The organism is Enterobacter sp. R4-368, from assembly GCF_000410515.1.
In the GTDB taxonomy this organism is placed as follows: Bacteria; Pseudomonadota; Gammaproteobacteria; order Enterobacterales; family Enterobacteriaceae; genus Kosakonia.
In genome coordinates this window covers 2,281,902-2,307,736 of record NC_021500.1, presented here as the reverse complement: position 1 = coordinate 2,307,736, position 25,835 = coordinate 2,281,902, and the positions used below count along the sequence as shown (strand labels likewise).

The window sequence follows — 25,835 nt, the reverse complement described above, 5'->3', positions numbered from 1 at the left end:
ATGGATGCATTTATTCTGCTCTTTACGCTGGCTATTATGCTGGCGGTGGGTGTACCGGTGGCTTACGCCGTGGGCATTAGCGCGGTGCTGGGCGCGTGGTATATCGATATTCCGCTGGAAGCGGTGATGATCCAGTTGACGAACGGCGTGAATAAGTTCTCGCTGCTGGCGATCCCGTTTTTTATTCTCGCGGGCGCGATCATGGCCGAAGGGGGGATCGCCCGGCGGTTGGTAAATTTCGCCTATATCTTTGTCGGCTTTATTCGCGGCGGGCTGTCGTTAGTAAATATTGTCGCTTCCACATTTTTCGGCGCAATTTCCGGATCGTCCGTGGCAGATACCGCCTCGATCGGTTCGGTGATGATCCCGGAAATGGACAAAAAAGGGTATCCGCGTGATTTTGCCGCCGCGGTCACCGCCAGCGGCTCGGTACAGGCGATCTTAACGCCGCCGAGCCATAACTCGGTGATCTACTCGCTGGCGACGGGCGGTACGGTTTCTATTGCCGCGCTGTTTATCGCCGGGATCCTGCCGGGGCTGTTGCTCAGTTTTACACTGATGGTGATGTGCGTAGCATTCGCCCATAAACGCGGCTATCCAAAAGGGGAGCGCGTGCCGTTTCGCCAGGCGTTGAAGATCTTCGTGGATACGCTGTGGGGGCTGATGACTGTGGTGATCATCATGGGCGGCATTCTGTCCGGGGTTTTCACTGCGACAGAGTCAGCGGCGATCGCCTGCCTGTGGGCCTTTTTCGTCACCATGTTTATTTACCGCGATTACAAATGGTCGGAACTGCCTAAACTGATGTACCGCACCGTTAAAACGGTGACGATCGTGATGATCCTGATTGGCTTTGCGGCCGCGTTCGGGGCGGTAATGACCTATATGCAGTTGCCCGCTCGCATTACGGAAGCCTTTACCCAAATCTCGGATAACAAATACGTTATTTTGATGTGCATTAACATCATGCTGCTGTTGCTTGGCACGCTGATGGATATGGCACCGCTGATTTTGATCCTGACGCCGGTGCTGCTGCCGGTGACCAATGCACTGGGCATCGATCCGGTACATTTTGGCATGATCATGCTGGTGAACCTGGGAATTGGATTGATCACCCCGCCTGTCGGATCGGTGCTGTTTGTCGCCAGTGCGGTCAGTAAGCAGAAGATCGAACAGGTGGTAAAAGCGATGTTGCCGTTCTATCTGATCCTGTTCCTTGTATTGCTATTGGTGACCTATATTCCGGCGATCTCGCTGTTCTTGCCGAAGCTGTTTGGCGTGTTGTAAGGCAATAAAAAACCCGGCCTGCGTTGCCGGGTTTTCTCTTATTCCACAAAGATATGCGGATAGAAGCGGGAGAGATCCTGCGTTATCAATGCGCGATCTTCGCGAATGCCGATCCCGGCGGGTTGATCGTTGATAAGCCAGCTGCCAATCAGCGTATAGCTGTCGCCGAATTTGGGGAGCGGGCAGAACTGTTGCACGATCATGCCTTCTTCGCCATACGGCCCTTCAACGGCTTCGACCGTTTTGCCATTTTCAATGATCGATACATTAGCGCCTTCGCGGGAAAAAATAGGTTTAACAACGTATTTTTCCATCTCCGGGTGCGCGTCTTCGGCAAAATAAGCCGGCAGCAAGTTCGGGTGATCCGGGAACATTTCCCACAACATCGGCAACAGGGCCTTGTTGGAAATAATGCTTTTCCAGGCGGGTTCCAGCCAGCGTACGCCTGCGTCTTCCAGCTTGGTCGAGAACATTTCGCGCAGCATATATTCCCACGGATAGAGCTTAAACAGGTTACCAATCACCTGGTCTTGCAAGTCCGTGAACTGGCCTTTTTCCCCGAGACCAATATCTTCGATATAAAGGAATTCGGAGGCCAGCTCTGCTTCTGCCGCACAATCCTGCAAATATTGCACCGTACCGCGATCTTCGACCGTATCGCGGCAGCAGGTGAAGTGCAGCAGCTGAAAACCGTGCTGCTCACGCAGCTCGGCAAAGCGCTCAATCAGCTTCTCTTGCAGGCTATTGAACTGATCGCTGCCTTGCGGCAGGTTGCCGGCGTTGAGCTGATCTTCCAGCCAGATCCACTGAAAAAACGCTGCTTCATACAGCGAAGTCGGCGTATCAGCATTGTTTTCCAGCAGCTTAGGTTCGCCCACGCCATCCCAGGCGAGATCGAGGCGCGAATACAAAGAGGGCTGATGCGTGGCCCATGACTGGCGCACAAAACTCCAGGTGTGCTTAGGAATGCGAAACTTCGCCATCAGCTCATCACTGGCAACGACTTTCTCCACCACCTTCAGGCACATCTGGTGCAATTCTGCGGTGACCTCTTCCAGCTTTTCAACCTGTGCAAGCGTCAGCTTGTAATAGGCATCTTCACACCAGTACGGCTCGCCGTACATGGTGTGAAAGTTGAAGCCGTACTCGGTGGCTTTTTCGCGCCAGTCCGGGCGCTCGGTAATACTGATTCTTTCCATGGCGCTTAGCCGCCCATTGAACGGGTGGTTGTACCGCTGGCGCTACGCTGCATGGTGTTCTGCTTCGCCACAGACTCACCAAAGCCGCCGCGCGTTACCGTGGTAGTGGTCGCCGGTTTCGGTGCCATCGCCGTTTTCGGCACGTTAATGGTACGGCCAGGCTGCGCTGCGCCATAGCCTTTACCGGAAGCATCGGTGTACTGACCGTAAGCCGGGCTGGCCGGGTTACGCGAGCTGAACAGCGGCTGCTGCGCAAAGCCTGCGCCGCCACCCATCATACGGCCCATCATGTAACCGGCCATCAGCGGCATCCAGAAGCTGCCGCTGGACTGCGCCTGTGCCTGGTTTTCCGGCGCTACGCCAGCCTGCACCGGTGCTGCCTGGCACTGACCTTCACCGAACTCGGCAACGCAATCTTCACGCGTGGCATATTTCGGTGCGGTACGCTCGGCTTCTTTCAGCGCGTTGTTATATGCGGCGGTACATTCCGCGCTTTTCCCCGGGTTCGCCGATGAGCAATCATCCGCGTTTTGATACAGGGAAACTGTCTCGTCACTTTTTTCACAACCCGCCAGCATAAAAACGGCGGTAACCGCCAGCGCGACAGGCGTCAGATGGCGCGCGCTCCAGCTTTTGCGGAACGTCGCGTGTTGGATGTTTTTTGTCCGTTTCATTGTAATATTCCTGGACCCCAAAGGCATGAGTAAACGCTCAGGATAGAGGATGAGGGAGGGAAGTTAAAGCAAGGAGGGGAGGCCTTTACGTTGCCTTACGTAAAAACGGGGGCTGGATGCCCCCGTTGTCGAAAAGTACTGCTTAACGTTTCACGCTGGTGCGTGCGGCGGCAGGTTGCGCGTTGCCGTTGAAGTTATCAACGCTGGCTGCCTGCTGCGCATTTTCAGGCGCGACGCTTTCCGGCGAGGTATCGACCGGTTTACCCAGCGTGCTGTTCAGCGCCAGCAGATCCTGCTCGTTCAACGAACCCAGCGCGGCTTTGATGTTCAACTGGTTGATCAGGTAATTGTAACGTGCGCTTGAGAGCTGTTGCTTGGCGTTATACAGCGTGGTGGTCGCGTCCAGCACATCGACGATAGTGCGCGTACCCACGGAGTAACCCGCTTCCATCGCATCCAGAGAGCTCTGGGCAGAAACCACTGCCTGTTTGTAGGCGTTGATGCTGCTGATGGAGGCATTCACGTTGTTAAAGGAGGAGCGCACGGTCTGCACCACGTTGCGGTGCGCGCTTTCCAGTTGCTCGCTTGCGCCAACAAAGTTGTACTGCGCCTGTTTGACCTGCGAACTCACCTGGCCACCCTGATACAGCGGCAGGGAGAAGCTCAGACCCACTTTATTCTGGCCGGCGTCAACATCCGGGTTTTGCGCGCTTTTGGAGCCGCTGTAAGAGGTGTTAGAAACACCTGTTGAGGCGGTTAAATTCAGCGTTGGCAAATGACCATCCTGCGCCTGGCGAATTTGCTCGCGCGCCAGATCCTGGCTCAGACGCGCCTGCAACAGCGTCAGGTTACGGTTTTCCGCTTCCTTCAGCAGCGCATTAACGGCTTGCGGTTTATCGGTCTTGAAGTTGTCGACGTTCAGCGAGGCCAGTTGCGGGTAGTAATTCCCGGTGACCTGACGCAGCGCTTCCACCATGTTGTCGAGGTTGTTGCGCGCGGTCACTTCGTTCGCCAGAACGGTATCGTACTGCGAGCGGGCGTTTTGCACGTCGGTGATGGCGACCAGGCCAACGTTAAAGCGTTGGGTCGTTTGATCCAACTGGCGGTAGATAGACTGTTTCTGTGCTTCGGTGTAGGAAAGCGTATCAATGGCGCTCAATACATTGAAATAGGCGGTGGCCGTATTCAAAATCAACGTTTGCTGATCGGTCTGCCAGGTGACGTCCTGAATACCGGCGGTTTTTTCCTGCAGCGTCAGGGCGCGCCATTTTGACATATCAAAAATGGTTTGCGTTAACTGCAGAGAAGCGCTGGTGACATTCGAATTGACACCTTTGCTGTCACGGTAGCCATTGGAATAGTCATAATCTGCACCCAAACCAAGCTGAGGCAGTAACGGGCTACGCGCTTCGTTAATCTTTTCAAAAGCAGCATCGCGGTCAGCGGCGGATTTACGCAGATCCGGGTTGCTCAAACGCGCCTGCTGATAAACCTGTAACAGGTTTTCTGCCTGGCTCATGGCGCTGAAGCCGGTCAGGCTCAGGCCGATAAGGAGGGGGAGCAATTTCTTCATTTGCATTCCTTGTTGTGAAGCAGTATTAGCGCTGGTCTAAATTAGAAAAAATAATCGCCGATTCTACCAGATAGTGGCACCGCTTCAGCTTGGCGTAACGTGCCATCGGCGTAAATATGCATCAATCTATCACATAGCACTTGAAACGATAGCTATACAGGCTTGAAATCAACTGTTTTGTCATTATTTCAAAAGAGACGCCGCCCATGAGTAAGCCAGTAACATCCGCAGTGACTTTCACAAAAAACGATGTAGAAATTATTGCACGGGAAACACTCTATAGCGGTTTTTTTTCGCTCGATCTATACCGCTTTCGCCACCGTTTATTCAATGGCGAAATGAGCGGTGAAGTCCGCCGTGAAATTTTTGAACGCGGTCATGCCGCAGTCTTGCTACCCTTTGACCCAGTGCGCGACGAAGTTGTGCTGATCGAACAGATCCGCATTGCGGCGTTTGATACCAGCGAAACCCCATGGTTACTCGAAATGGTGGCCGGCATGATTGAAGAGGGCGAAAGCGATGAAGATGTTGTGCGTCGCGAAGCCATCGAAGAGGCCGGTCTGCACGTTGGTCGTGTGAAAAGAATGTTGAGTTATTTGGCAAGCCCTGGCGGCACCAGCGAGCGTTCCGCCGTGTTGGTGGGCGAAGTGGATGCCACGCAGGCCTCGGGTATTCATGGCCTGGTGGATGAAAACGAAGATATTCGTGTTCATGTGGTGAGCCGGGAACAGGCTTACCAGTGGGTAGAAGAGGGGAAAATCGACAACGCAGCGTCTGTCATTGCCCTGCAATGGCTGCAACTGCATCATGAGAGCTTACGAAACGAGTGGAAAAAATGAAGCGTTATACACCTGACTTCCCAGAAATGATGCGCCTGTGCGAAACCAATTTCGCCCAGCTGCGCCGCTTGCTGCCGCGTAATGACGCAGCGGGCGAAACGGTGAGCTATCAGGTGACCAACGCGCAGTACCGGTTAACGATAGTCGAGTCCACCCGCTACACTACGCTTGTGGAAATTGAACAGACCGCGCCATCAATTAGTTACTGGAGCTTGCCGTCAATGACGGTGCGCCTTTATCACGATGCGATGGTGGCTGAAGTGTGTTCGAGTCAGCAGATCTTTCGTTTCAAAGCGCGTTATGATTATCCGAATAAAAAGTTGCATCAACGCGACGAAAAGCATCAAATTAACCAGTTTTTGGCCGATTGGCTGCGTTACTGTTTAGCACATGGAGCAATGGCGATTCCGGTTTGTTAGCGTCGTGAAACCTAAGGACACCATTTGGAAAGCCTGTTAAACCTCTCTCTGGCGGGTGAGCCCAGAGTGAGGGTATTACAAATAACTGATTCTCACCTGTTTGCCGAAAAGCATGAAACGTTGTTAGGGGTGAATACCTGGGAAAGCTATCAGGCGGTACTGGAGGCTATCCGCTCTCAGCAGCGTGAATGCGATCTTATTGTCGCCACCGGCGACCTGGCACAGGACCATACCGCTGCGGCTTATCAGCTTTTCGCTGATGGCATCGCAAGCTTTGACGCGCCTTGTGTTTGGCTGCCGGGTAACCACGATTTCCAGCCCGCCATGTACAGCACGCTGCAGGATGCGGGGATCTCGCCAGCGAAACGCGTTTTTGTCGGCGAGCACTGGCAAATTCTGCTGCTGGACAGCCAGGTGTTTGGCGTACCGCACGGTGAATTGAGCGAGTTCCAGCTTGACTGGCTGGAGAAGAAACTCACCGACAGCCCGCAGCGCCACACTTTATTGCTGCTCCATCATCATCCACTCCCTTCCGGCTGCAGTTGGCTCGATCAACACAGCCTGCGTAACGCGGGTGAACTGGATAACGTGCTACAGCGTTTTCCGCAGGTGCGGTATCTGTTGTGCGGGCATATTCACCAGGAGCTGGATCTCGACTGGAACGGCCGCCGTCTGCTGGCGACGCCATCGACCTGCGTCCAGTTTAAACCGCACTGCGCCAACTTTACGCTTGATACCATCGCGCCCGGCTGGCGCTGGCTGGATCTCTACCCGGACGGAACGTTGCACACAGAAGTTTGCCGTCTGGAAAGCACCCAGTTCAGGCCGGATACCGCTTCAGAAGGTTACTGATGTCCACGCTCCTTTATCTGCACGGGTTTAACAGCTCGCCGCGTTCCGCCAAGGCGACGCTGCTTTCGCAATGGCTGGCGCAGCATCACCCGGAGATCAACGTGATTGTGCCGCAACTGCCACCTTATCCCGCTGCGGCGGCAGAATTGCTGGAATCACTGGTGCTGGCGCAGGGCGGAAAACAGCTCGGTATCGTCGGCTCTTCGCTCGGCGGCTATTACGCCACCTGGCTTTCGCAATGTTTCATGTTGCCTGCGGTGGTGGTGAATCCCGCGGTGCGACCATTTGAATTGCTGGCAGATTATCTTGGCAATAACGAGAACCCCTACACAGGGCAGCAATATGTGCTAGAGTCTCGCCATATTTACGAGCTCAAAGTGATGCAAGTTGACCCGCTCGAAGCGCCGGATTTAATCTGGCTGCTACAACAAACCGGGGACGAAGTGCTGGATTACCGCCAGGCGGTGGCATATTACGATGCCTGCCGTCAGACAGTGGAAGAGGGCGGAAACCATGCCTTTGTGGGCTTTGAGAATCATTTCACACAGATTATCGATTTCCTTGGGCTGCATTGAGCCATCAGGGAAACGATGCGGTCACTATCTACGAACAAACCATGACGCAATCCTACAACGCTGATGCCATAGAGGTACTCACCGGGCTTGAGCCGGTTCGCCGCCGTCCGGGGATGTACACCGATACCACGCGCCCTAACCATCTGGGCCAGGAAGTTATTGATAACAGCGTCGATGAAGCGCTGGCGGGCCACGCTAAGCGCGTGGACGTGATCCTGCACGCCGATCAGTCGCTGGAAGTTATCGATGACGGGCGCGGTATGCCGGTGGATATCCACCCGGAAGAGGGCGTTCCGGCCGTTGAGCTGATCCTCTGTCGTCTGCACGCGGGCGGTAAATTTTCCAATAAAAACTACCAGTTCTCTGGTGGCTTGCACGGCGTCGGCATCTCGGTGGTTAACGCCTTGTCCCGCCGCGTGGAAGTGACCGTCAAGCGTGACGGCCAGGTCTACAGCATCGCGTTTGAAAACGGTGAAAAAGTGCAGGATCTGCAAGTGATCGGCACCTGCGGTAAACGCAATACCGGCACCAGCGTGCATTTCTGGCCGGACGAATCCTTCTTTGATAGCCCGCGTTTTTCCGTGTCCCGTTTGACCCATCTGCTGAAAGCCAAAGCCGTGCTTTGCCCGGGCGTTGAGATCACCTTTAAAGATGAGGTGAACAACGCCGAGCAGCGCTGGTGCTACCAGGATGGCCTGAACGATTATCTGTGCGAAGCGGTAAATGGCCTGCCGACGCTGCCGGAGAAACCGTTTATCGGCAATTTCTCTGCTGAAACGGAAGCGGTGGATTGGGCGCTGCTGTGGCTGCCGGAAGGCGGCGAGCTGCTGACGGAAAGCTACGTCAACCTGATCCCCACCATGCAGGGCGGCACGCACGTTAACGGTCTGCGTCAGGGATTGCTGGACGCGATGCGCGAGTTTTGCGAATACCGCAATATTCTGCCGCGTGGCGTGAAGTTGTCGGCGGAAGATATCTGGGATCGCTGCGCTTATGTGCTGTCAGTGAAGATGCAGGATCCGCAATTCGCCGGGCAGACCAAAGAGCGATTATCTTCCCGTCAGTGCGCCGCGTTTGTTTCTGGCGTGGTGAAAGACGCATTCAGCCTGTGGTTGAACCAGAATATTCAAACGGCGGAACTGCTGGCGGAGATGGCGATCTCCAGCGCCCAGCGTCGTATGCGCGCCGCCAAAAAAGTGGTGCGTAAAAAGCTGACCAGCGGCCCGGCGTTGCCTGGCAAGCTGGCGGATTGCACCGCGCAGGATCTGAACCGCACCGAACTGTTCCTCGTGGAAGGTGACTCGGCGGGCGGCTCCGCCAAACAGGCGCGCGATCGTGAATACCAGGCGATCATGCCGCTGAAAGGTAAAATCCTGAACACCTGGGAAGTCTCTTCGGATGAAGTGTTGGCCTCGCAGGAGGTGCACGACATTTCGGTGGCGATCGGCATCGATCCAGACAGCGACGATCTGAGCCAGTTGCGTTACGGCAAGATCTGTATTCTCGCGGATGCGGACTCCGATGGTCTGCACATCGCTACTTTGCTGTGCGCATTGTTCGTGAAGCACTTCCGCTCCGTGGTGAAAAACGGCCACGTCTACGTGGCGCTGCCGCCGTTGTACCGTATCGACCTTGGCAAAGAGGTTTATTACGCGCTCACGGAAGAAGAAAAAACCGGTGTGCTGGAGCAGTTAAAACGCAAAAAGGGCAAACCGAACGTGCAGCGCTTTAAAGGGCTGGGCGAAATGAACCCGATGCAGTTGCGCGAAACTACGCTTGATCCGAATACCCGTCGCCTGGTGCAATTGGTCATTAACGACGAAGACGAGCAGCAGACCAACGCGATGATGGATATGTTGCTGGCGAAGAAGCGTTCAGAAGATCGCCGCAACTGGCTGCAGGAAAAAGGCGATATGGCGGACATTGAAGCCTGATCCCGTCTGGAAGGCTTGCCCGGCTCGCGAATGCGCGGGTCGGGTAAGTCAGTTAAGTTTGCAACGCAGCCACTTTCACCATCAGTTCAGTTTGGGATAGTTGCTCTTCTCGTCGCGATAGATATTCACCAACGCATGACCGCCGTCCGGGCTGGCGTGGCGCAACCCATCTGGCAGTGCAGTTTTCAACTGCGACAGTTTCATTAACGCTTGCTGAATACGTTGAGGCAAGAAGTCGTTGAACTGATTTACCGCTTCGTTAACCCCCCTCGTTACGCCGACAGTCAGCCCGATTTTTCCGGTATTGCAGCGGCGTTTCGCCAATGCCTTTCTTAAACGCGCTGATAAAGTAAGTCACATCGGAAAACCCCACTTCGCTGGCGATATGATGAATGGCCAGCGCGCTATGTAGTAGCAAGTCGCACGCTTTGCGCAAGCGCAAGGTGTTCAGATACTGGTGGATAGGTTCGCCGGTCTCAAAATGGAAACGGCGCGAGACATAGCTGCGGGATTTTCCTAACTCCTGCGCCAGCTGCGCAAGACTGAATTTCTGCCGGTAATTCTCCTCCAGCCAGAACATCACCAGCGTGGCAATGCCGTTGCGTTCATCCGGCAATTTCTGCTTATCTTCTGGCAACATACTCAACAGATTAAGCAACAAACAGGCGACCTGTTCGCCATTCAGACTGTGGTTTTCGGCAAGCCTGGCGTAGCTGCTAAACAGGTGGTCGATATGCGGGTAAATAGCCGCGACATCCATCACCACCGCCGCGCCACCGCGTAAAGCGAGATGCTGCAAACGCTGGTGATTGTGTGGGAACGCGCGCAGGTTTTGCAGCACGGCATGGTGATCAACGTGAATAATGGTGCGCCGATAAATGGCCTGCGCTTGCTCATCCACCATCACTTTATGGATGGTGAAAGGCGGAAAGAAAAAGAGCCGCCCAGGGCGCATGGTGTACTGGCGGTTATCAACCATCACCACGCCAAAACCCTCTTCAACGTACAGCACCTCCAGACACTGGTGCCAGTGGTGATAACGCACGGTATTGGCGAACAGGCGGCTAAACGACACCACCGCATCGTTTAACGTGATCAATTCAAGACGTTCGTTCTGCAATGGTGTCGTCATAGTGCAACCCATCTCAATTTTTAACCCGCAGGGTCCATTTATAAACCACCGTTTTAAATTTTTTCAACAGCGGGTTCAGGCAAAGCGTGCCGATGTGACAAAGCTAACATTTCCGGCAGTTGTTCATTCACTATCCTTCAGCCACACCATGAAGGAGAGAACGCTATGCAGGCGGCGGAAGTGAAAACATCAAATCCATTGTCATCCCGCGACGATGTGGTCGGCGCGCTGAAGCAGATGCTGGCGGCGCTGGATAAACAGTTTCCTGAAGGAGCGTCGCATTTCTCGCTGGGAGCCACCAGCGCGCATTACAGCGATGCGATTGCTGAAATGGAAGGGCTGTCCCGTGCGTTGTGGGGGCTGTTTCCGTTAATGGCCAGCGGCGACGCAGAACCGTTCAGCCACAAATATCTGGCAGCGATCAAACGCGGTGTCGATCCACACAGCGCGGGCTACTGGGGCGCAACGGAACCCTACGATCAGCGGCTGGTGGAGATGGCGGCTTATGGTCTGGGGCTGGCGCTGTTGGGCGGTAAATTCACAACGTTGATGAGCGAAGCTGATGTCCGCAATCTGCACCAGTGGCTGAACCAAATCACCGACGCGCAGATGCCCGACAGCAACTGGAATTTTTTCGCCATCATGGTGCAGCTCGGTTTTAAACGCGCCGGATTACCCTGGGATGCCGCAGCCATCGAACGTCGCTTTCGCATGATGGATGCTTACTACCTGGGTGACGGTTGGTATTCCGATGGCCCGGGTCGACCAAAAGATTACTACATCTCGATGGCATTCCATTTTTACGGGCTGATTTACGCCACGCTGAACGCGGAAGACGATGCAGCGCGCGCGGCGACACTCCGCGAGCGGGCAACGCTTTTTGCTGAAGATTTTATCTATATGTCAGCGGCGGGGGGCGAATCCGTGCCTTTTGGCCGCAGCCTGACGTACCGTTTCGCAATGGTCGCTTTCTGGAGCGCGGTTGCCTTTTCCGGGCTGGCGGTGTTTTCTCCTGGCGTGGTGAAAGGGATTATCCTGCGCCATTTGCGCTGGTGGTTACAGCAGCCGATTTTCGATCGCGACGGTATTTTAACGCTCGGTTTCGCCTACCCGAACCTGGCGATGTGTGAAGACTACAATTCGCCGGGCTCACCATACTGGGCGCTGAAAGTTTTCCTGATTCTGGCGCTGCCGCAATCAGACGATTTCTGGCAAGCACCAGAACTGCCGCTACCTGCGCTAAACACGCAGCGCACGATGGCGCCTGCCGGACAGATTATTGTCCACAGCGATCGCTCGCGGCATGTCTGGATGCTCACTGCCGGCCAACTGGAGCTGAACAATTACGTCAATACCGAGGCGAAATACACTAAGTTTGCCTACTCAAGCCGTTTTGGTTTCACCATTGAACGCGGGCGCTACGGAATTAAACACGCCGCTTGCGACTCAATGCTTTTGCTCAGCGACGGGGATAACTATTTTCGTGGTCGCCGCGAGTGTGACGACGTCGTTGTGACAGAACAGGCGATTTTCTCGCGCTGGTCGCCATGGTCAGACGTGCATATCGCAAGCTGGCTTATACCGTGCGGCGACTGGCATCTGCGCGTGCATCGCATTGATTCCGCCCGTCATTTACAAAGCGTGGAGGGTGGATTTGCGGTGCTGAAAGCGCCGCATCGCAACGAGCAGGGCGGTAGCCTGGTGTGCGCGGAAAATGGTGTCAGCGGCATCTTCGAATTACTTCCCACCGCGCCGCGTGAAGCCGACAGCGTAGTCACACCGCCCAACAGTAGCATTATGTTTTCTCCTTGCGCGTCAATCCCGCTGCTGCGTGGAAATATTGCGCCGGGCAGGCAGTGGCTGGCCTGTGCAGTTCAGGCGGCTATTACCGAGCAGGCTTTTGATTTTGTCTTACCGCAGTTGAATATCGAAGAACAGGCGCTGGTGATTAAAAAGCCGGGGCAGAAAAATAATATTGTTATTGCCTTTTAATTCCTGGCTACGGCCGGGCTATAAACTCTGAACCCTACATGCTTTCGTCGAGGATAGTATGGAAAAGATCGCGATAAATAATAAAGCCGAATATTACAAAATCAGTAGCTTTATCTTTCTCTATTTTTTTACCTGGTCGGCAAGTATCGGCTTACTGGCTATCTGGCTAGGGCAAAAAGCCAATCTTAGCGGCACGTTTATTGGTACGGTATTTGCCATTAACGGGATCTTTTCCGTTATTTTAAAACCGATTTACGGTTACATTCTGGATAAAATCGGCATGAGCAAATATTTGCTCTATTTTGTAGTGCTGATGTCGGCATTAATGGCACCCTTTTTTATCTACGTTTACCAGCCGTTATTAATTTCAAATACCCTGCTGGGCATTATTGTTGGCGCTATCTATTTAAGTTTTGCCTGGTATGCGGGCGTCGCCGCCTGTGAATCTTATACCGACCGCTACAGCCGCTTAAACGGTATGGAGTTTGGTCAAATCAGGATGTGGGGCTCGCTCGGTTGGGCGGTGGCATCCTCGTTCTCCGGCCTGCTGTTTAACCTCTCACCGGCGTATAACTTCATCATGGGATCGGTCGCGTCGCTTATCATGCTGGCGGTGCTGCTGAGCCTGAAAGTCAACGTTAACGCCGCCAACGCCAGCGAGGTGCTGACCAAAGAGAAAATCGCCCCGGCGGATGTCTACGCTCTGCTGCGTAACCGCAAATTCTGGGCATTCTGTCTCTATGTCGCCGGTGTGGCGTGGATGATGTTTATCGCCGAGCAGCAGTTCTCCCGCTATTTCGTCACCTTCTTTGATGATGTTCATCAGGGCAACGCCGTGTTTGGTTATCTGGGTACGGTGCAATCCGGCATGGAATTCGTCATGTATATGGTGATCCCGCTGTTTGTGAATTTCATCGGCGCGAAACGCGGATTATTGATTGTCGGGCTGGTGGTGGGTGCGCGGTTGATTATTTCCGGACTGTGCGAATCGCATCTGCTTATTTCAGTATTAAAACCGTTATACGGTCTTGAGATTTGTCTGCTGCTGGTGTCAGTCTTTAAATATATTGCTGAGCATTTCGATAAACGCGTTAATGCCACCATGTATTTATTAGGCTACCAGGCAATGTTATATGTCGGTAATGTCGTGGTCTCTTCCCCAGCCGGTATTTTGTATGACCGCATCGGTTTTGAAAATACCTATATTATTATGGGCTGCGTGGCACTGACCTTCACATTAATTTCGCTGTTTACGTTATCGGCCTGCCAAAGTAAATGGCGTCAGCATCGCGCACTGGATATCGCGGGAAATAACTAGCGCGTTAACGGCTATTTTAAATTACGCACCAAAAAGGAACCGAAATATGTTAAGTAAAATCGTTGAGGAAACGTTACGCGATTATCCCGGCGCACCTGTGGATGCGCAGGTCTTTAAAGATGAACTTGATTCGGCGCGTAGCCATACCCTTGAACTGATTCGCCGTCATTTAACGGAATTCGGTGAACGCTTTCCCGCCGAAACCTGCGTGCAGGGTTATTACCCGTTAACCGACAATGTTGAGTGGACTACCAGTTTCTGGACCGGGCAGCTTTGGCTGGCGTGGGAAATGAGTGGTGATGAGCAGTTCCGCGCGCTGGCAGAGCGCCATGTGCGCTCGTTCGGCCTGCGCATTGCCGGGCGCAGCGACACCAACACCCACGATCTCGGTTTCTTATATACGCTTTCGTGCGTGGCAAGCTGGCGGCTGACCGGCAATCGAGATGCGCGCGGTTTCGCCCTGCTGGCGGCAGAAGCGCTGCTGGAACGCTTCCACCACAAAGCGCAGATCATCCAGGCGTGGGGCGATCTGCGCGATCCCGAACAAGCCGGACGGATGATCATCGACTGCAATATGAACCTGCCGTTGCTCTACTGGGCAACTGAACAGACCGGGGATCGGCGCTTTGCCGATGCGGCGCAAGCCCATGTGCGGCAGGCGGCGAAATACCTGATTCGCGAAGATGCCTCCACGTTTCATACGTACTATATGGATATCAACACCGGTGCGCCGCGTTACGGCAATACGCAGCAGGGCTACGCGGATGATTCCTGCTGGTCGCGCGGGCAGGCGTGGGGGATTTACGGTTTTCTGCTGAGCTTTATCTACACCGGCGATCAAACGATGGTAGCGCTGTCGAAACGGCTGGCGAACTACTTTCTAAACCGTTTACCGGAAGATGCGGTGTGCCACTGGGATCTGGCGCTGGTCGGCACCGACGCGCTGCGCGATTCGTCATCGGCGGCGATTGCTGTCTGCGGGCTACTGGAGCTGGTTAAGCATCTGCCCGTTACCGATCCGGACAGAGAACGCTACCAGCAATGGGCAATGCGCATAATGTCATCGCTTAATAAGCACTATCTGGCGGGGAAAAACGAACCGACTAACGGGCTGCTGAAACATTCCGTATATCATCTGGCGAGCAATAAGGGCGTTGATGAGTGTAGTAGCTGGGGGGATTACTTCTATGTGGAAGCGCTGATGCGTTTTTCGCAGAGCTGGAAACTCTACTGGTAAAAGCAGTGTCCCTCTCTTTAAACGGAGAGGGACAAACGCTTAGAGACCCGCTTCCAGGATGCGGATATGCGTCTCAAGCACGTCGCCTTTTACCGCTTCGCTCCACGCTTTCATATGCGGTGTTTGCAGGTGCGCTTCAAGATGCGCCACGCTTTCCCACTGTTCCACCATCATGATCGAGTCCGGCGCGGTCGCCTGGAAACTCACATTTGCGACGTGATCGACCAACGGCGCGTAGCCGTGGCAACCCGCTTCCTGCAACACGACCGGCACAATCTTCGCGAACTCATCGAGTACCGCCTGGCGGTGATGCTGTCCTGGACGGGTACGGATTTCTGCAATTACTGTCAACATGATTAACCTACTCCCTATAAGTCCAGCTTCACAGTTAAGCAAAAATCTCACCGAGATGCTTGCGATATTCTGCGATATAGCGCGGCACATCCGGCATTTTAATCACGTCGTTAACGATAAAAGTCGGCAGCGCTTCCATGCCAAGGAACTGGTTCGCTTTATGGAATGGCAGATAAACCCCGTCAACCCCGACGCCGTGGAAGAACTGCTCTTTATCCGTAAATGCTTCCATTGGCGCGTTCCAGGTCAGCGACAGCATATAGGTTTTGCCCTGAATCAAACCGCCGGAACCGTATTTTTTCGAAGCGTCAGAACGCGTGCGACCGTCGCTGGCATACAGCGAACCGTGGCCTTCAGTAAACACATCGTCCATATATTTCTTAACGGTCCACGGCGCGCCCATCCACCAGCCTGGCATTTGCCAGATAATGGTGTCGGCCCACAGGAAGTTTTCCACTTCCGCTTTGATGTCGTAATCGCCGTCGGTACGTACGGTTTTAACATCATGCCCGGCGTCGCGCAGAAAACTTTCCGCGACCTCGGTCAGGGTGTCATTGAGTTGACCGTTAGAGTGCGCGAATTTCTTCGCACCGTTGATAATTAAGATATTGCTCATTAGTAATCCTTGGTTAAATGCGTTTGACCACGATTTTAACCGTATCAACGGTGCGGAAAAATTGGCAAAACGTGCAAAGACTTTTGCTTGAGCCGCAATAAACGCCGCTACCAGCTCACGTGCGCGATAAAACCGCCTTGCGGATGATTGCCAAACGTGACGCGCAGGTGATGCAGGCGGGCAATGCGTTGCACAATTGATAACCCCAGCCCACTGCCGGTTTGCGTTTGTCCCGGCGGGCGATAAAAACGCTCGCCAATGCGCGCCAGCGCTTCATCGTCAATACCGGGGCCATTATCGCTAACGCTAAAGGCGGTGTCGTCCAGCGTTACATCGACCACGCTGCCTGGCGGGCTGTAGCGAAGAGCATTATCCAGCAGATTACGCACCAGCAGGCTAAGCAAAAGCGGTTGCGCCTGGCGGCTGACAGCAGGGGCATTGAGATGCAGGCGTATATCGATACCTGCTTGCTGCGCTGTCGGGTAAATCTCCATTACCGCCGACTGCAGTAGCTCCGCCAGAGAAACCGTTTGCAGATCGTCGAGATCATCAAGCGAGTCGAGCCGCGAAAGGGTGAGTAATTGATCCACCAGACGCGTGGCGCGATCGATACCCACGTGCAACTGGGCAAGGGCTTTTTGCTGTGCGGCGGGATCGTCATCGGAAAGCTGTGCGACCTCGGTTTGCACTTTCAGCGCCGCCAGCGGGCTGCGTAACTCATGCGCGGCATCAGACGTAAAGCGGCGTTCACGCTGCATCATTCTGTGCGTGCGGTCAAAGAGTTGGTTCAGCGCATCCACCAACGGGCGCACTTCATTGGGAACGCCCTCGTTACTGAGCGGATCGGCACGATCCGGCGCCCGTGAGCGCAGCGCCTGCGCCAGTTTTTTCAGCGGCCGCAATTCCAGGCTCAGCAATACGATTAACAGCACCAGCATCAGAGGCAGGGCGATAAGCCACGGAGTAAGCTGCGAGGTGATGATCTCTAGCGCCATCTCGTGGCGATAATCCCACTCCTGGCCGACCACCACACGGAATTTCCCGTTCGGCGCAGTAAGCCACAGAAAACGCCATTGATCGTCGTCATCACGTAGCTGTCCGTTCTCAAACCCTTCCCTTCGGTAGTTATAGGGGATCGCTTTGCCGTTTTCGCCATCGTTCAGCAGCATGTTGCCGTCAGTCGAGTAGATAGCGAAAGCCAGCGCGTCATCATCCAGATGGCCGTGTTTGATCTTCTTTTTACCGAGCGACGGCGCGGCGTTTTTCAGCGGCTCAAACTCCATCACGCTCAGCCGTTTGGCAAATAGCGTTTGCTGGGTATCAAACAGTTTGTCGAGTTTATCGCGGGTTTGTTGCCAGGCAACGAGACTGGCGCTGAGCCAGGCGACCATCGAGAGCAGTAAAAAGAGCATCGTCAGGCGCAGGCGTAAACTCAGCGGGCGGGTCAGTTTCATGCGTCTCCCAGGGTATAACCGATGCCATGAACGGTGCGGATAAACGCCGTACCGAGCTTGCGGCGTAAATGGTGTACATGCACTTCCACCGCGTTGCTGGTGACCTCGTCGTCCCAGGTATAGAGTTTCTCTTCGATTAATTTACGCGGCAGCACGCGCCCGGCATTACGCAGCAGCAGTTCCAGCAGGGCGAACTCTTTCGGTTTTAGCGCCAGCGTTTCGCCGTCAAGCGTGGCGACCAGATTACCGGGATCGAGCGTGACGTTGCCATGGCGCAGCACGCTGTGCGTCTGCCCGTGGCGGCGGCGAATAAGCACTTCGAGCCTTGCCGCCACTTCAACCAGCGCGAACGGTTTGCACAGATAATCATCTGCGCCCAGCCGCAGTCCTTCAACGCGCTGGTCGATGGCATCGCGTGCGGTGAGGATTAACACTGGTTCCACGCGCTTTTGCTCGCGCCAGTCGCGCAGAATATCCAGCCCGTCGATGCCGGGCAGCGTTAAGTCGAGGATCACTGCATCATAAGGCGCGCTAAACAGGGCGGCCTTGCCTTGTTTGCCATCGGTAAACCAGTCGACGCTGAAGCCTTTTTTGCCCAGCCCGGCTTTTAAACCGTCACCGATGAGCGTGTCATCTTCCACCAGTAAAATGCGCATTTTGCCTCCTTTCACTCCGTGTTATTGGCAGTAAAACCGCTGCTGGTCGACAATGTACAGCGGAAAATAATCTTTTTTCCCGTTAAGAAGTCGTTAAGGAGTGACGGGTTAAATGGACGTTAACCATCGTAAGGGAGATAAAACATGAAAAAGATTGCTGCACTTGTCGCTGTTCTCACACTCTGTTCCGCACCCGTTTTCGCGGCGAATACGGGCGGTTTCACCGGGCCGGGCGCAACCTCGCAGAGCGGCGGTTTTACCGGGCCGAACGGCAGCAAAGCCACTGTTGAAAGCGCGAAATCACTGCGCGACGACGCCTGGGTGACGCTGCGCGGTAATATTGTCGAGCGCATCTCTGATGATACCTACCTGTTTAAAGATTCGACTGGCACCATCAATATCGATATCAACCACAAGCGCTGGAACGGCGTGACCGTTGGGCCACAAGATACGGTAGAGATCCAGGGCGAAGTCGATAAAGACTGGAATTCGGTAGAAATAGATGTCAAAGAGATCCGCAAAGTCACTCAGTAAGCGCTAAACGCGCGTGAAAAAATCGCTCATCGCTATGACTCCTCGCCGCAGATAAGGTAGTATCTGCGGCAATATTGCCGCCGCACAGGCGGGCGCATACGTTGAGGAATCACGATTAATGAGCGATATGGCAGAGCGCCTTGCGCTGCATGAATTTACGGAAAACGCATACCTGAACTACTCCATGTACGTCATCATGGATCGTGCGTTGCCGTTTATCGGTGATGGCCTGAAACCCGTTCAGCGTCGCATCGTTTACGCAATGTCAGAACTGGGGCTGAACGCCAGCGCGAAGTTCAAAAAATCCGCCCGTACCGTGGGTGACGTGCTGGGTAAATACCATCCGCACGGCGACAGCGCCTGCTATGAAGCGATGGTGCTGATGGCGCAGCCGTTCTCCTACCGTTACCCGCTGGTCGATGGCCAGGGCAACTGGGGGGCGCCGGACGATCCGAAGTCCTTCGCGGCGATGCGTTACACCGAATCCCGTCTCTCCAAATACGCCGAGCTGCTGCTGAGCGAACTGGGACAAGGCACCGTTGACTGGGTGCCGAACTTCGACGGCACGATGCAGGAGCCGAAAATGCTGCCTGCCCGCCTGCCGAATATCCTGCTCAACGGTACCACCGGTATTGCCGTGGGGATGGCGACGGATATTCCGCCGCATAACCTGCGTGAAGTAGCCAACGCGGCGATTACCCTGATCGAACAACCGAAAACCACGCTCGATGAGCTGCTGGATATCGTGCAGGGCCCGGACTACCCAACCGAAGCGGAAATCATCACCTCCCGCGCTGAGATTCGCAAAATCTACCAGAACGGTCGCGGTTCGGTGCGTATGCGCGCGGTGTGGAAAAAAGAGGATGGCGCAGTGGTCATTACTGCGCTGCCGCACCAGGTTTCCGGCGCGCGCGTACTGGAGCAGATCGCCAGCCAGATGCGCAATAAAAAGCTGCCGATGGTCGACGATCTGCGTGACGAATCGGATCATGAAAACCCGACGCGTCTGGTGATTGTGCCGCGCTCCAACCGCGTGGATATGGAACAGGTGATGAACCACCTGTTCGCCACCACCGATCTGGAAAAAAGCTACCGCATCAACCTGAACATGATCGGCCTGGATGGCCGCCCGGCGGTGAAAAACCTGCTGGAGATCCTCACCGAGTGGCTGGCGTTTCGCCGTGATACCGTGCGCCGCCGCCTGAATCACCGGCTGGATAAAGTGCTCAAGCGCCTGCATATCCTCGAAGGTTTGCTGGTGGCGTTTCTCAATATCGACGAAGTGATCGAAATCATCCGTACGGAAGATGAGCCGAAACCGGCGCTGATGTCGCGCTTTGGTCTCAGCGAAACGCAGGCGGAAGCGATCCTTGAGTTAAAACTGCGCCACCTCGCCAAACTGGAAGAGATGAAGATCCGCGGCGAGCAGGACGATCTTGCAAAAGAGCGCGATCAATTGCAGGCGATCCTGGCCTCTGAGCGCAAGATGAACAACCTGCTGAAAAAAGAGCTGCAAGCCGATGCCGACGCATTTGGCGACGATCGTCGTTCACCGCTGCACGAGCGCGAAGAAGCGAAAGCGATGAACGAGCACGATATGCAACCGTCTGAACCGGTGACCATTGTGCTGTCGCAAATGGGCTGGGTGCGCAGCGCCAAAGGCCACGACATTGACGCGCAGGGGCTGAGCTACAAAGCGGGCGATAGCTGGAAGTCTTCTGTGAAAGGCAAGAGCAACCAGCCGGTGGTGTTTATTGATACCACCGGGCGCAGCTACGCCATCGACCCGATTACGCTGCCTTCCGCACGCGGCCAGGGCGAGCCGTTAACCGGTAAGCTGACGCTGCCGCCGGGGGCGACCGTTGAGCATATGATGATGAGCAACGAGGACCAAAAACTGCTGATGGCGTCCGATGCGGGTTATGGCTTCGTTTGTACCTTCAACGACTTAGTGGCGCGTAACCGTGCCGGTAAGACGCTGATCAGCCTGCCGGAAAACGCCAAAGTGATGCCGCCGCTGGAGATCGAGAACGACAGCGACATGCTGCTGGCGATTACTGCGGCGGGCCGCATGTTGATGTTCCCGGTCAACGAGCTGCCGCAGTTGTCGAAAGGTAAAGGCAACAAGATTATCGGTATCCCTTCCGCTGATGCGGCGACAGGGGCAGATAATCTTGCGCATCTCTATTTGCTGCCGCCACAAAGCACGCTGACCATCCACGTGGGCAAACGTAAAATCAAACTGCGTCCGGAAGAGCTGCAAAAAGTGCAGGGCGAGCGCGGACGTCGCGGTACGCTGATGCGCGGCCTGCAAAAAATTGATCGCGTCGAGATTGACGCGCCTTCCCGCCCGGGTGCGGGCGACAGCGAAGAGTAATCTTCGCCGCCAGGCTCCCCACCTTCCCGGTGGGGAGATCTTTCTGAGAAAATTTCCCGTAAAAGCGTTGTTAATTCGTGCATTGCGATTAACAATACGTTTTTTTAAAGGCCGCACACCCTACTGCGGCCTTTAAAAAAATAGCCCAGGCCCGTTGCGGGTCGACGGCGACACAGCCAGTTTCAGCGTGATGGCGCTGGCGTGTATATAATGCTCAAAGGTATGGGCTTCAGAGGTTTGTTATGCTATTCATTTTTCGCGTCATTATTGTCGTCATCTACTCCATTCTGGTGTGCGTATTCGGCTCTCTCTATTGTTTATTCAGTCCGCGTAATCCTAAACACGTTGCTACCTTCGGCCATATGTTCGGTCGCCTTGCGCCGGTCTTTGGTCTGAAAGTCGAAACCCGTCTGCCGGCAGGCGCGGAAAAGTTTGGCAACGCTATCTATATTGCTAACCACCAGAGCAACTACGATATGGTGACCGCCTCCAGTATTGTGCTGCCGCCAACGGTCACTGTCGGTAAGAAAAGCCTGCTCTGGGTGCCGTTCTTCGGGCAGCTTTACTGGCTGACTGGCAACCTGCTCATCGATCGCGATAACCGCGCAAAAGCGCACGGCACCATTGCCGAAGTGGTGAAACAGATCCAGAAACGCAATATTTCCATCTGGATGTTCCCGGAAGGCACCCGCAGCCGCGGTCGCGGTTTACTGCCGTTTAAAACCGGCGCGTTTCATGCGGCGATTGCCGCCGGTGTTCCAATCATTCCGGTGTGTGTTTCCAACAACGCAAACAAAGTTAACCTTAACCGCCTGCGCAACGGGCTGGTGATTGTCGAGATGCTGCCGCCGGTTGATGTTTCGCAATTTGGTAAAGATCAGGTACGCCAGCTGGCGACGCACTGTCGCGAACTGATGGCGGCAAAAATTGCAGAGCTCGATAAAGAAGTTGCAGAACGCGAAGCAACCGGCCGGGTTTAACCTGTTTTATTTCGCAACACCGGAGGAGCGAAAACCTCCGGCGCATTGAGTCAGTTTTACACGGAGCAAATATGTCACTCAGTCGGCGTCAGTTTCTTCAGGCATCCGGGGTTGCGCTTTGTGCAGGCGCGGTGCCGCTGAGGGCAAATGCTGCCGGGCCGCAACCGCCGTTACCCATTCCTCCGCTGCTGGAATCCCGGCGCGGTCAGCCGCTGTTTATGACCTTACAACGCGCGCACTGGTCTTTTGCCACCGGCACGCGGGCGCAGGTTTCCGGCATTAACGGGCGTTATCTCGGGCCGACGATCCGCGTCTGGAACGGCGATGACGTTAAGCTGATTTATAGCAACCGGCTGGCGGAAAACGTGGCAATGACCGTGAGCGGTTTGCAGGTGCCAGGCCCGCTTATCGGCGGCGCGGCGCGTATGATGACCGCCAATAACGACTGGGCGCCGGTACTGCCGATCCGCCAGAGCGCGGGGACGCTGTGGTATCACGCCAATACGCCGAACCGTACCGCGCTGCAGGTGTATAACGGCCTGGCCGGAATGTGGCTGGTCGAAGATGAGATCAGCAAATCACTACCGATTCCTAAGCACTACGGCGTGGATGATTTCCCGGTCATTATTCAGGACAAACGGCTGGATAATTTCGGCACGCCGGAATACAGCGAGCCGGGCAGCGGTGGATTTGTCGGTGATACGCTGATGGTCAACGGTGCGCAAAGCCCGTATGTCGAAGTCTCTCGCGGCTGGGTGCGTCTGCGTCTGTTAAATGCCTCAAACTCCCGCCGTTATCAATTGCAAATGAGCGATGGTCGAGCACTGCATGTGATCGCCGGCGATCAGGGTTTTTTACCCGCGCCTGTTTCGGTTAAACAGCTTTCGCTGGCACCGGGTGAGCGGCGCGAAGTGCTGGTGGATATGACCAATGGCGATGAAGTGTCGATCACCTGCGGTGAAGCGGCGAGCATTATGGACCGCCTGCGCGGCTTCTTTGAGCCGTCGAGCATTTTGATCTCCACGCTGGTATTGACGCTGCGACCGACCGGCCTGCTGCCGCTGGTCACCGACACGCTGCCGATGCGCCTGTTGCCGTCCGACATTCAGGCCGGTACGCCAACCCGCAACCGCGACATTACCCTGGGCAGCGATCCGGGCATTAACGGCCAGCTGTGGGATACGCAGCGTATCGATATTACCGCCCAGCAGGGCACCTGGGAGCGCTGGACGGTGCGTGCGGAGATGCCGCAGTCGTTCCATATTGAAGGCGTCATGTTCCTGGTGCGTAACGTGAATGGCGCGATGCCTTTCCCGGAAGATCGGGGCTGGAAAGATACGGTCTGGATTGATGGGCAGGTTGAGTTGCTGGTGTGGTTTGGTCAGCCTTCGTGGCCGCACTTCCCGTTCCAGTATCACAGCCAGACGCTGGAAATGGCCGATCGCGGTTCGATGGGGCAACTGCTGGTGAACCCCGCGCCATAACTGAGCAGGCCTGGTGGCTGCGCGCTTATCAGGCCTTGACAAAATCCTCCTTCATTTCATGCAAGTTTACGGCGTATAATCGCCGCCCTTTGATGATTTTTTTACCACCTTTGGAAGCAAGATGAGCGCAATATCCCTGATCCAACCGGATCGTGACCTTTTCTCATGGCCCCAGTACTGGGCGGCCTGCTTCGGCCCCGCGCCGTTTTTGCCAATGTCGCGCGAAGAGATGGATCAACTTGGCTGGGATAGCTGCGACATCATTCTGGTGACGGGGGATGCTTACGTCGACCACCCGAGTTTCGGCATGGCGATTTGCGGCCGTATGCTGGAAGCGCAGGGCTTTCGCGTTGGCATCATCGCCCAGCCGGACTGGAACAGCAAAGACGACTTTATGCGCCTCGGTAAACCGAACCTGTTCTTCGGCGTGACCGCTGGCAACATGGACTCGATGATCAACCGCTACACCGCCGATCGTAAGCTGCGCCATGACGACGCTTACACGCCGGATAACGTCGCCGGTAAACGTCCGGATCGCGCGACGCTGGTTTATACCCAGCGCTGTAAAGAAGCGTGGAAAGATGTGCCGGTGATCCTCGGCGGCATCGAGGCCAGCCTGCGCCGTACCGCGCATTACGATTACTGGTCCGATACCGTGCGTCGATCGGTGCTGATCGATGCCAAAGCTGACATGCTGATGTTTGGTAACGGCGAGCGCCCGCTGGTGGAAGTGGCGCATCGCCTCGCTGCCGGTGAACCGATCGGTGAAATCCGCGACGTGCGTAACACCGCGATCATCGTCAAAGAAGCGCTGCCGGGCTGGAGCGGCGTTGATTCCACGCGCCTTGATACGCCGGGCAAAATCGATCCGATCCCACATCCGTACGGCGACGATCTGCCGTGTGCCGATAACAAACCGGTAGAACCGAAAGGGCAGGAAGCAAAACGTGTTACCGTTCAGCCGCCGCGCCCGAAACCGTGGGAAAAAACCTACGTGCTGCTGCCTTCTTTTGAGAAGGTGAAAGCCGATAAAGTGCTCTACGCGCACGCGTCACGCATTCTGCACCACGAAACGAACCCTGGCTGCGCCCGTGCGCTGATGCAAAAGCACGGCGACCGTTACATCTGGATCAACCCGCCAGCGATTCCGCTCTCAACCGAAGAGATGGACAGCGTTTTTGCGCTGCCTTATAAGCGCGTGCCGCATCCGGCATACGGTAACAGCCGTATCCCGGCTTACGAGATGATCCGCTTCTCGATTAACATCATGCGCGGCTGCTTTGGGGGGTGTTCTTTCTGTTCGATCACCGAGCATGAAGGGCGCATTATCCAGAGCCGTTCCGAAGATTCCATCATCAACGAAATCGAAGCGATTCGCGACACGGTGCCCGGTTTTACCGGCGTTATCTCCGATCTTGGCGGGCCAACCGCCAACATGTATATGCTGCGCTGTAAATCACCGCGCGCCGAGCAGACGTGCCGTCGTCTCTCCTGCGTTTACCCGGATATCTGCCCGCACATGGACACGAACCACCAGCCGACGATCGATCTCTATCGTCGTGCCCGCGATCTGAAAGGCATCAAGAAGATCCTCATCGCTTCCGGTGTGCGTTACGATCTGGCGGTGGAAGATCCGCGCTATGTGAAAGAGCTGGCGACGCATCACGTTGGTGGTTATCTGAAGATTGCCCCGGAGCATACCGAAGAGGGGCCGCTGTCGAAGATGATGAAACCGGGAATGGGCAGCTACGATCGCTTTAAACAGCTGTTCGACACCTATTCTAAAGAGGCGGGTAAAGAGCAGTATCTGATCCCGTACTTTATCTCTGCGCACCCCGGCACGCGCGATGAAGATATGGTGAACCTGGCGCTGTGGCTCAAGCGTCATCGCTTCCGCTTAGACCAGGTGCAGAACTTCTATCCGTCGCCGCTGGCTAACTCGACGACCATGTATTACACCGGGAAAAACCCGCTGTCGAAGATCGATTACAAGAGCGAAGAAGTGGTGGTGCCGAAAGGGGATAAACAGCGCCGTCTGCATAAAGCGCTGCTGCGTTATCACGATCCGGCCAACTGGCCGCTGCTGCGCCAGGCACTGGAAGCGATGGGTAAAAAGCACCTGATTGGTTCGCGCCGTGAATGCCTGGTGCCGGCGCCTACGCTTGATGAAATGCGCGAAGCGCGTCGCCAGAATCGCCAGTCGCGCCCGGCACTAACCAAGCACACGCCGATTGTGCATCAGCGCAGCAACGGCAAAAACACTGGCGCTGCGCCAGCGAAGAAAAAAGCCTCCCGCGTGCGCTAAGCATATAAAAATCCCGGCGAGATGCCGGGATTTTTATTTTCTTT

23 protein-coding genes are annotated in these 25,835 nt (G+C 55.1%); 14 read left to right on the top strand and 9 right to left on the bottom strand.

Going from position 1 to position 25,835, the window contains the following annotated elements:
• A complete protein-coding gene (locus H650_RS10745) occupies window positions 1–1,287 on the top strand; it encodes a TRAP transporter large permease (RefSeq protein WP_020455290.1) in 1,287 nt (428 codons plus the stop codon).
• Window positions 1,288–1,325: 38 nt separating this feature from the next.
• On the opposite strand, the gene H650_RS10740 is transcribed toward H650_RS10745, so the two are convergent.
• The 3 genes from H650_RS10740 to tolC form a co-directional block, all read right to left on the bottom strand.
• Window positions 1,326–2,486 carry a glutathionylspermidine synthase family protein gene (locus H650_RS10740; protein ID WP_020455289.1) on the bottom strand — a complete coding sequence of 387 codons (1,161 nt, stop codon included), beginning with the start codon at window positions 2,484–2,486 and terminating at the stop codon, window positions 1,326–1,328.
• Window positions 2,487–2,491: 5 nt separating this feature from the next.
• Window positions 2,492–3,160 carry a DUF1190 family protein gene (locus tag H650_RS10735; protein ID WP_020455288.1) on the bottom strand — a complete coding sequence of 223 codons (669 nt, stop codon included), beginning with the start codon at window positions 3,158–3,160 and terminating at the stop codon, window positions 2,492–2,494.
• A 142-nt stretch (window positions 3,161–3,302) separates the two neighbouring features.
• Window positions 3,303–4,733 carry an outer membrane channel protein TolC gene (gene tolC, locus H650_RS10730; protein WP_020455287.1) on the bottom strand — a complete coding sequence of 477 codons (1,431 nt, stop codon included), beginning with the start codon at window positions 4,731–4,733 and terminating at the stop codon, window positions 3,303–3,305.
• A 206-nt stretch (window positions 4,734–4,939) separates the two neighbouring features.
• Between tolC and nudF the strand changes: the two genes are divergently transcribed.
• Genes nudF through parE form a run of 5 tightly spaced genes read left to right on the top strand, consistent with a single transcriptional unit; the run spans window position 4,940 to window position 9,352 of the window.
• Window positions 4,940–5,572 carry an ADP-ribose diphosphatase gene (gene nudF, locus H650_RS10725; RefSeq protein ID WP_020455286.1) on the top strand — a complete coding sequence of 211 codons (633 nt, stop codon included), beginning with the start codon at window positions 4,940–4,942 and terminating at the stop codon, window positions 5,570–5,572.
• Window positions 5,569–5,991, top strand: coding sequence for a DUF1249 family protein (locus tag H650_RS10720; RefSeq protein WP_020455285.1), 423 nt, complete (start codon window positions 5,569–5,571; stop codon window positions 5,989–5,991). The genes nudF and H650_RS10720 overlap by 4 nt, the downstream gene beginning before the upstream one ends.
• 24 nt (window positions 5,992–6,015) lie before the next feature.
• Window positions 6,016–6,843 carry a 3',5'-cyclic-AMP phosphodiesterase gene (cpdA, locus tag H650_RS10715; protein ID WP_044489489.1) on the top strand — a complete coding sequence of 276 codons (828 nt, stop codon included), beginning with the start codon at window positions 6,016–6,018 and terminating at the stop codon, window positions 6,841–6,843.
• A complete protein-coding gene (yqiA, locus tag H650_RS10710; protein WP_020455283.1) occupies window positions 6,843–7,418 on the top strand; it encodes an esterase YqiA in 576 nt (191 codons plus the stop codon). Before cpdA ends, yqiA begins: the two co-directional genes overlap by 1 nt.
• A gap of 41 nt (window positions 7,419–7,459) precedes the next feature.
• Complete coding sequence (gene parE, locus H650_RS10705) at window positions 7,460–9,352, top strand: DNA topoisomerase IV subunit B (RefSeq protein ID WP_020455282.1); 1,893 nt, start codon at window positions 7,460–7,462, stop codon at window positions 9,350–9,352.
• Window positions 9,353–9,433: 81 nt separating this feature from the next.
• On the opposite strand, the gene H650_RS26060 is transcribed toward parE, so the two are convergent.
• Both H650_RS26060 and H650_RS10700 read right to left on the bottom strand, forming a co-directional pair.
• A complete protein-coding gene (locus H650_RS26060) occupies window positions 9,434–9,556 on the bottom strand; it encodes a hypothetical protein (protein ID WP_020455281.1) in 123 nt (40 codons plus the stop codon).
• Between the two features lie 55 nt (window positions 9,557–9,611).
• On the bottom strand, window positions 9,612–10,484 hold the full coding sequence (locus H650_RS10700) for a helix-turn-helix transcriptional regulator (RefSeq protein WP_020455280.1): 873 nt from the start codon (window positions 10,482–10,484) through the stop codon (window positions 9,612–9,614).
• 165 nt (window positions 10,485–10,649) lie between these two features.
• Here H650_RS10700 and H650_RS10695 point away from each other — a divergent pair, with 165 nt between their 5' ends.
• Genes H650_RS10695 through H650_RS10685 form a run of 3 tightly spaced genes read left to right on the top strand, consistent with a single transcriptional unit; the run spans window position 10,650 to window position 15,031 of the window.
• Complete coding sequence (locus H650_RS10695; RefSeq protein ID WP_020455279.1) at window positions 10,650–12,476, top strand: DUF2264 domain-containing protein; 1,827 nt, start codon at window positions 10,650–10,652, stop codon at window positions 12,474–12,476.
• A gap of 58 nt (window positions 12,477–12,534) precedes the next feature.
• Window positions 12,535–13,794, top strand: coding sequence for an oligosaccharide MFS transporter (locus H650_RS10690; RefSeq protein ID WP_020455278.1), 1,260 nt, complete (start codon window positions 12,535–12,537; stop codon window positions 13,792–13,794).
• A gap of 46 nt (window positions 13,795–13,840) precedes the next feature.
• Window positions 13,841–15,031, top strand: a complete 1,191-nt coding sequence (locus tag H650_RS10685; protein ID WP_020455277.1) for a glycoside hydrolase family 88 protein — start codon at window positions 13,841–13,843, stop codon at window positions 15,029–15,031.
• A gap of 39 nt (window positions 15,032–15,070) precedes the next feature.
• On the opposite strand, the gene H650_RS10680 is transcribed toward H650_RS10685, so the two are convergent.
• The 4 genes from H650_RS10680 to qseB form a co-directional block, all read right to left on the bottom strand.
• Window positions 15,071–15,385, bottom strand: a complete 315-nt coding sequence (locus tag H650_RS10680; RefSeq protein WP_020455276.1) for a putative quinol monooxygenase — start codon at window positions 15,383–15,385, stop codon at window positions 15,071–15,073.
• A gap of 34 nt (window positions 15,386–15,419) precedes the next feature.
• Window positions 15,420–16,001, bottom strand: a complete 582-nt coding sequence (locus tag H650_RS10675; protein ID WP_020455275.1) for an NAD(P)H-dependent oxidoreductase — start codon at window positions 15,999–16,001, stop codon at window positions 15,420–15,422.
• A gap of 107 nt (window positions 16,002–16,108) precedes the next feature.
• Entirely contained in the window at window positions 16,109–17,455 is a 1,347-nt protein-coding gene (gene qseC, locus H650_RS10670) for a quorum sensing histidine kinase QseC (protein WP_020455274.1), read from the bottom strand.
• A complete protein-coding gene (qseB, locus tag H650_RS10665) occupies window positions 17,452–18,111 on the bottom strand; it encodes a quorum sensing response regulator transcription factor QseB (RefSeq protein ID WP_020455273.1) in 660 nt (219 codons plus the stop codon). Before qseB ends, qseC begins: the two co-directional genes overlap by 4 nt.
• A 144-nt stretch (window positions 18,112–18,255) precedes the next feature.
• On the opposite strand from qseB, the gene H650_RS10660 reads away from it, so the two are divergent.
• The 5 genes from H650_RS10660 (at window position 18,256) to H650_RS10640 (ending at window position 25,791) form a co-directional block, all read left to right on the top strand.
• A complete protein-coding gene (locus H650_RS10660; RefSeq protein ID WP_020455272.1) occupies window positions 18,256–18,645 on the top strand; it encodes a YgiW/YdeI family stress tolerance OB fold protein in 390 nt (129 codons plus the stop codon).
• A gap of 118 nt (window positions 18,646–18,763) precedes the next feature.
• Entirely contained in the window at window positions 18,764–21,022 is a 2,259-nt protein-coding gene (gene parC, locus H650_RS10655) for a DNA topoisomerase IV subunit A (protein ID WP_020455271.1), read from the top strand.
• Between the two features lie 242 nt (window positions 21,023–21,264).
• Window positions 21,265–22,002, top strand: a complete 738-nt coding sequence (gene plsC, locus H650_RS10650; RefSeq protein ID WP_020455270.1) for a 1-acylglycerol-3-phosphate O-acyltransferase — start codon at window positions 21,265–21,267, stop codon at window positions 22,000–22,002.
• Window positions 22,003–22,073: 71 nt separating this feature from the next.
• Window positions 22,074–23,486: a cell division protein FtsP gene (gene ftsP / locus H650_RS10645; protein ID WP_020455269.1), complete on the top strand. Its 1,413-nt coding sequence runs from the start codon at window positions 22,074–22,076 to the stop codon at window positions 23,484–23,486.
• A 121-nt stretch (window positions 23,487–23,607) separates the two neighbouring features.
• Complete coding sequence (locus tag H650_RS10640; protein ID WP_020455268.1) at window positions 23,608–25,791, top strand: YgiQ family radical SAM protein; 2,184 nt, start codon at window positions 23,608–23,610, stop codon at window positions 25,789–25,791.
• Window positions 25,792–25,835 lie beyond the last annotated feature (44 nt).

Coding starts and splice junctions, on each gene's coding strand:
- H650_RS10690 (WP_020455278.1), top strand. CDS start 12,535: ATGGAAAAGATCGCGATAAATAATAAAGCCGAATATTACAAAATCAGT.
- H650_RS10640 (WP_020455268.1), top strand. CDS start 23,608: ATGAGCGCAATATCCCTGATCCAACCGGATCGTGACCTTTTCTCATGG.
- H650_RS10720 (WP_020455285.1), top strand. CDS start 5,569: ATGAAGCGTTATACACCTGACTTCCCAGAAATGATGCGCCTGTGCGAA.
- H650_RS10680 (WP_020455276.1), bottom strand. CDS start 15,385: ATGTTGACAGTAATTGCAGAAATCCGTACCCGTCCAGGACAGCATCAC.
- H650_RS10695 (WP_020455279.1), top strand. CDS start 10,650: ATGCAGGCGGCGGAAGTGAAAACATCAAATCCATTGTCATCCCGCGAC.
- H650_RS10660 (WP_020455272.1), top strand. CDS start 18,256: ATGAAAAAGATTGCTGCACTTGTCGCTGTTCTCACACTCTGTTCCGCA.
- H650_RS10700 (WP_020455280.1), bottom strand. CDS start 10,484: ATGACGACACCATTGCAGAACGAACGTCTTGAATTGATCACGTTAAAC.
- H650_RS10685 (WP_020455277.1), top strand. CDS start 13,841: ATGTTAAGTAAAATCGTTGAGGAAACGTTACGCGATTATCCCGGCGCA.
- H650_RS10745 (WP_020455290.1), top strand. CDS start 1: ATGGATGCATTTATTCTGCTCTTTACGCTGGCTATTATGCTGGCGGTG.
- parE (WP_020455282.1), top strand. CDS start 7,460: ATGACGCAATCCTACAACGCTGATGCCATAGAGGTACTCACCGGGCTT.
- H650_RS10675 (WP_020455275.1), bottom strand. CDS start 16,001: ATGAGCAATATCTTAATTATCAACGGTGCGAAGAAATTCGCGCACTCT.
- H650_RS10740 (WP_020455289.1), bottom strand. CDS start 2,486: ATGGAAAGAATCAGTATTACCGAGCGCCCGGACTGGCGCGAAAAAGCC.
- nudF (WP_020455286.1), top strand. CDS start 4,940: ATGAGTAAGCCAGTAACATCCGCAGTGACTTTCACAAAAAACGATGTA.
- parC (WP_020455271.1), top strand. CDS start 18,764: ATGAGCGATATGGCAGAGCGCCTTGCGCTGCATGAATTTACGGAAAAC.
- H650_RS10735 (WP_020455288.1), bottom strand. CDS start 3,160: ATGAAACGGACAAAAAACATCCAACACGCGACGTTCCGCAAAAGCTGG.
- plsC (WP_020455270.1), top strand. CDS start 21,265: ATGCTATTCATTTTTCGCGTCATTATTGTCGTCATCTACTCCATTCTG.
- qseC (WP_020455274.1), bottom strand. CDS start 17,455: ATGAAACTGACCCGCCCGCTGAGTTTACGCCTGCGCCTGACGATGCTC.
- tolC (WP_020455287.1), bottom strand. CDS start 4,733: ATGAAGAAATTGCTCCCCCTCCTTATCGGCCTGAGCCTGACCGGCTTC.
- H650_RS26060 (WP_020455281.1), bottom strand. CDS start 9,556: ATGAAACTGTCGCAGTTGAAAACTGCACTGCCAGATGGGTTGCGCCAC.
- yqiA (WP_020455283.1), top strand. CDS start 6,843: ATGTCCACGCTCCTTTATCTGCACGGGTTTAACAGCTCGCCGCGTTCC.
- ftsP (WP_020455269.1), top strand. CDS start 22,074: ATGTCACTCAGTCGGCGTCAGTTTCTTCAGGCATCCGGGGTTGCGCTT.
- qseB (WP_020455273.1), bottom strand. CDS start 18,111: ATGCGCATTTTACTGGTGGAAGATGACACGCTCATCGGTGACGGTTTA.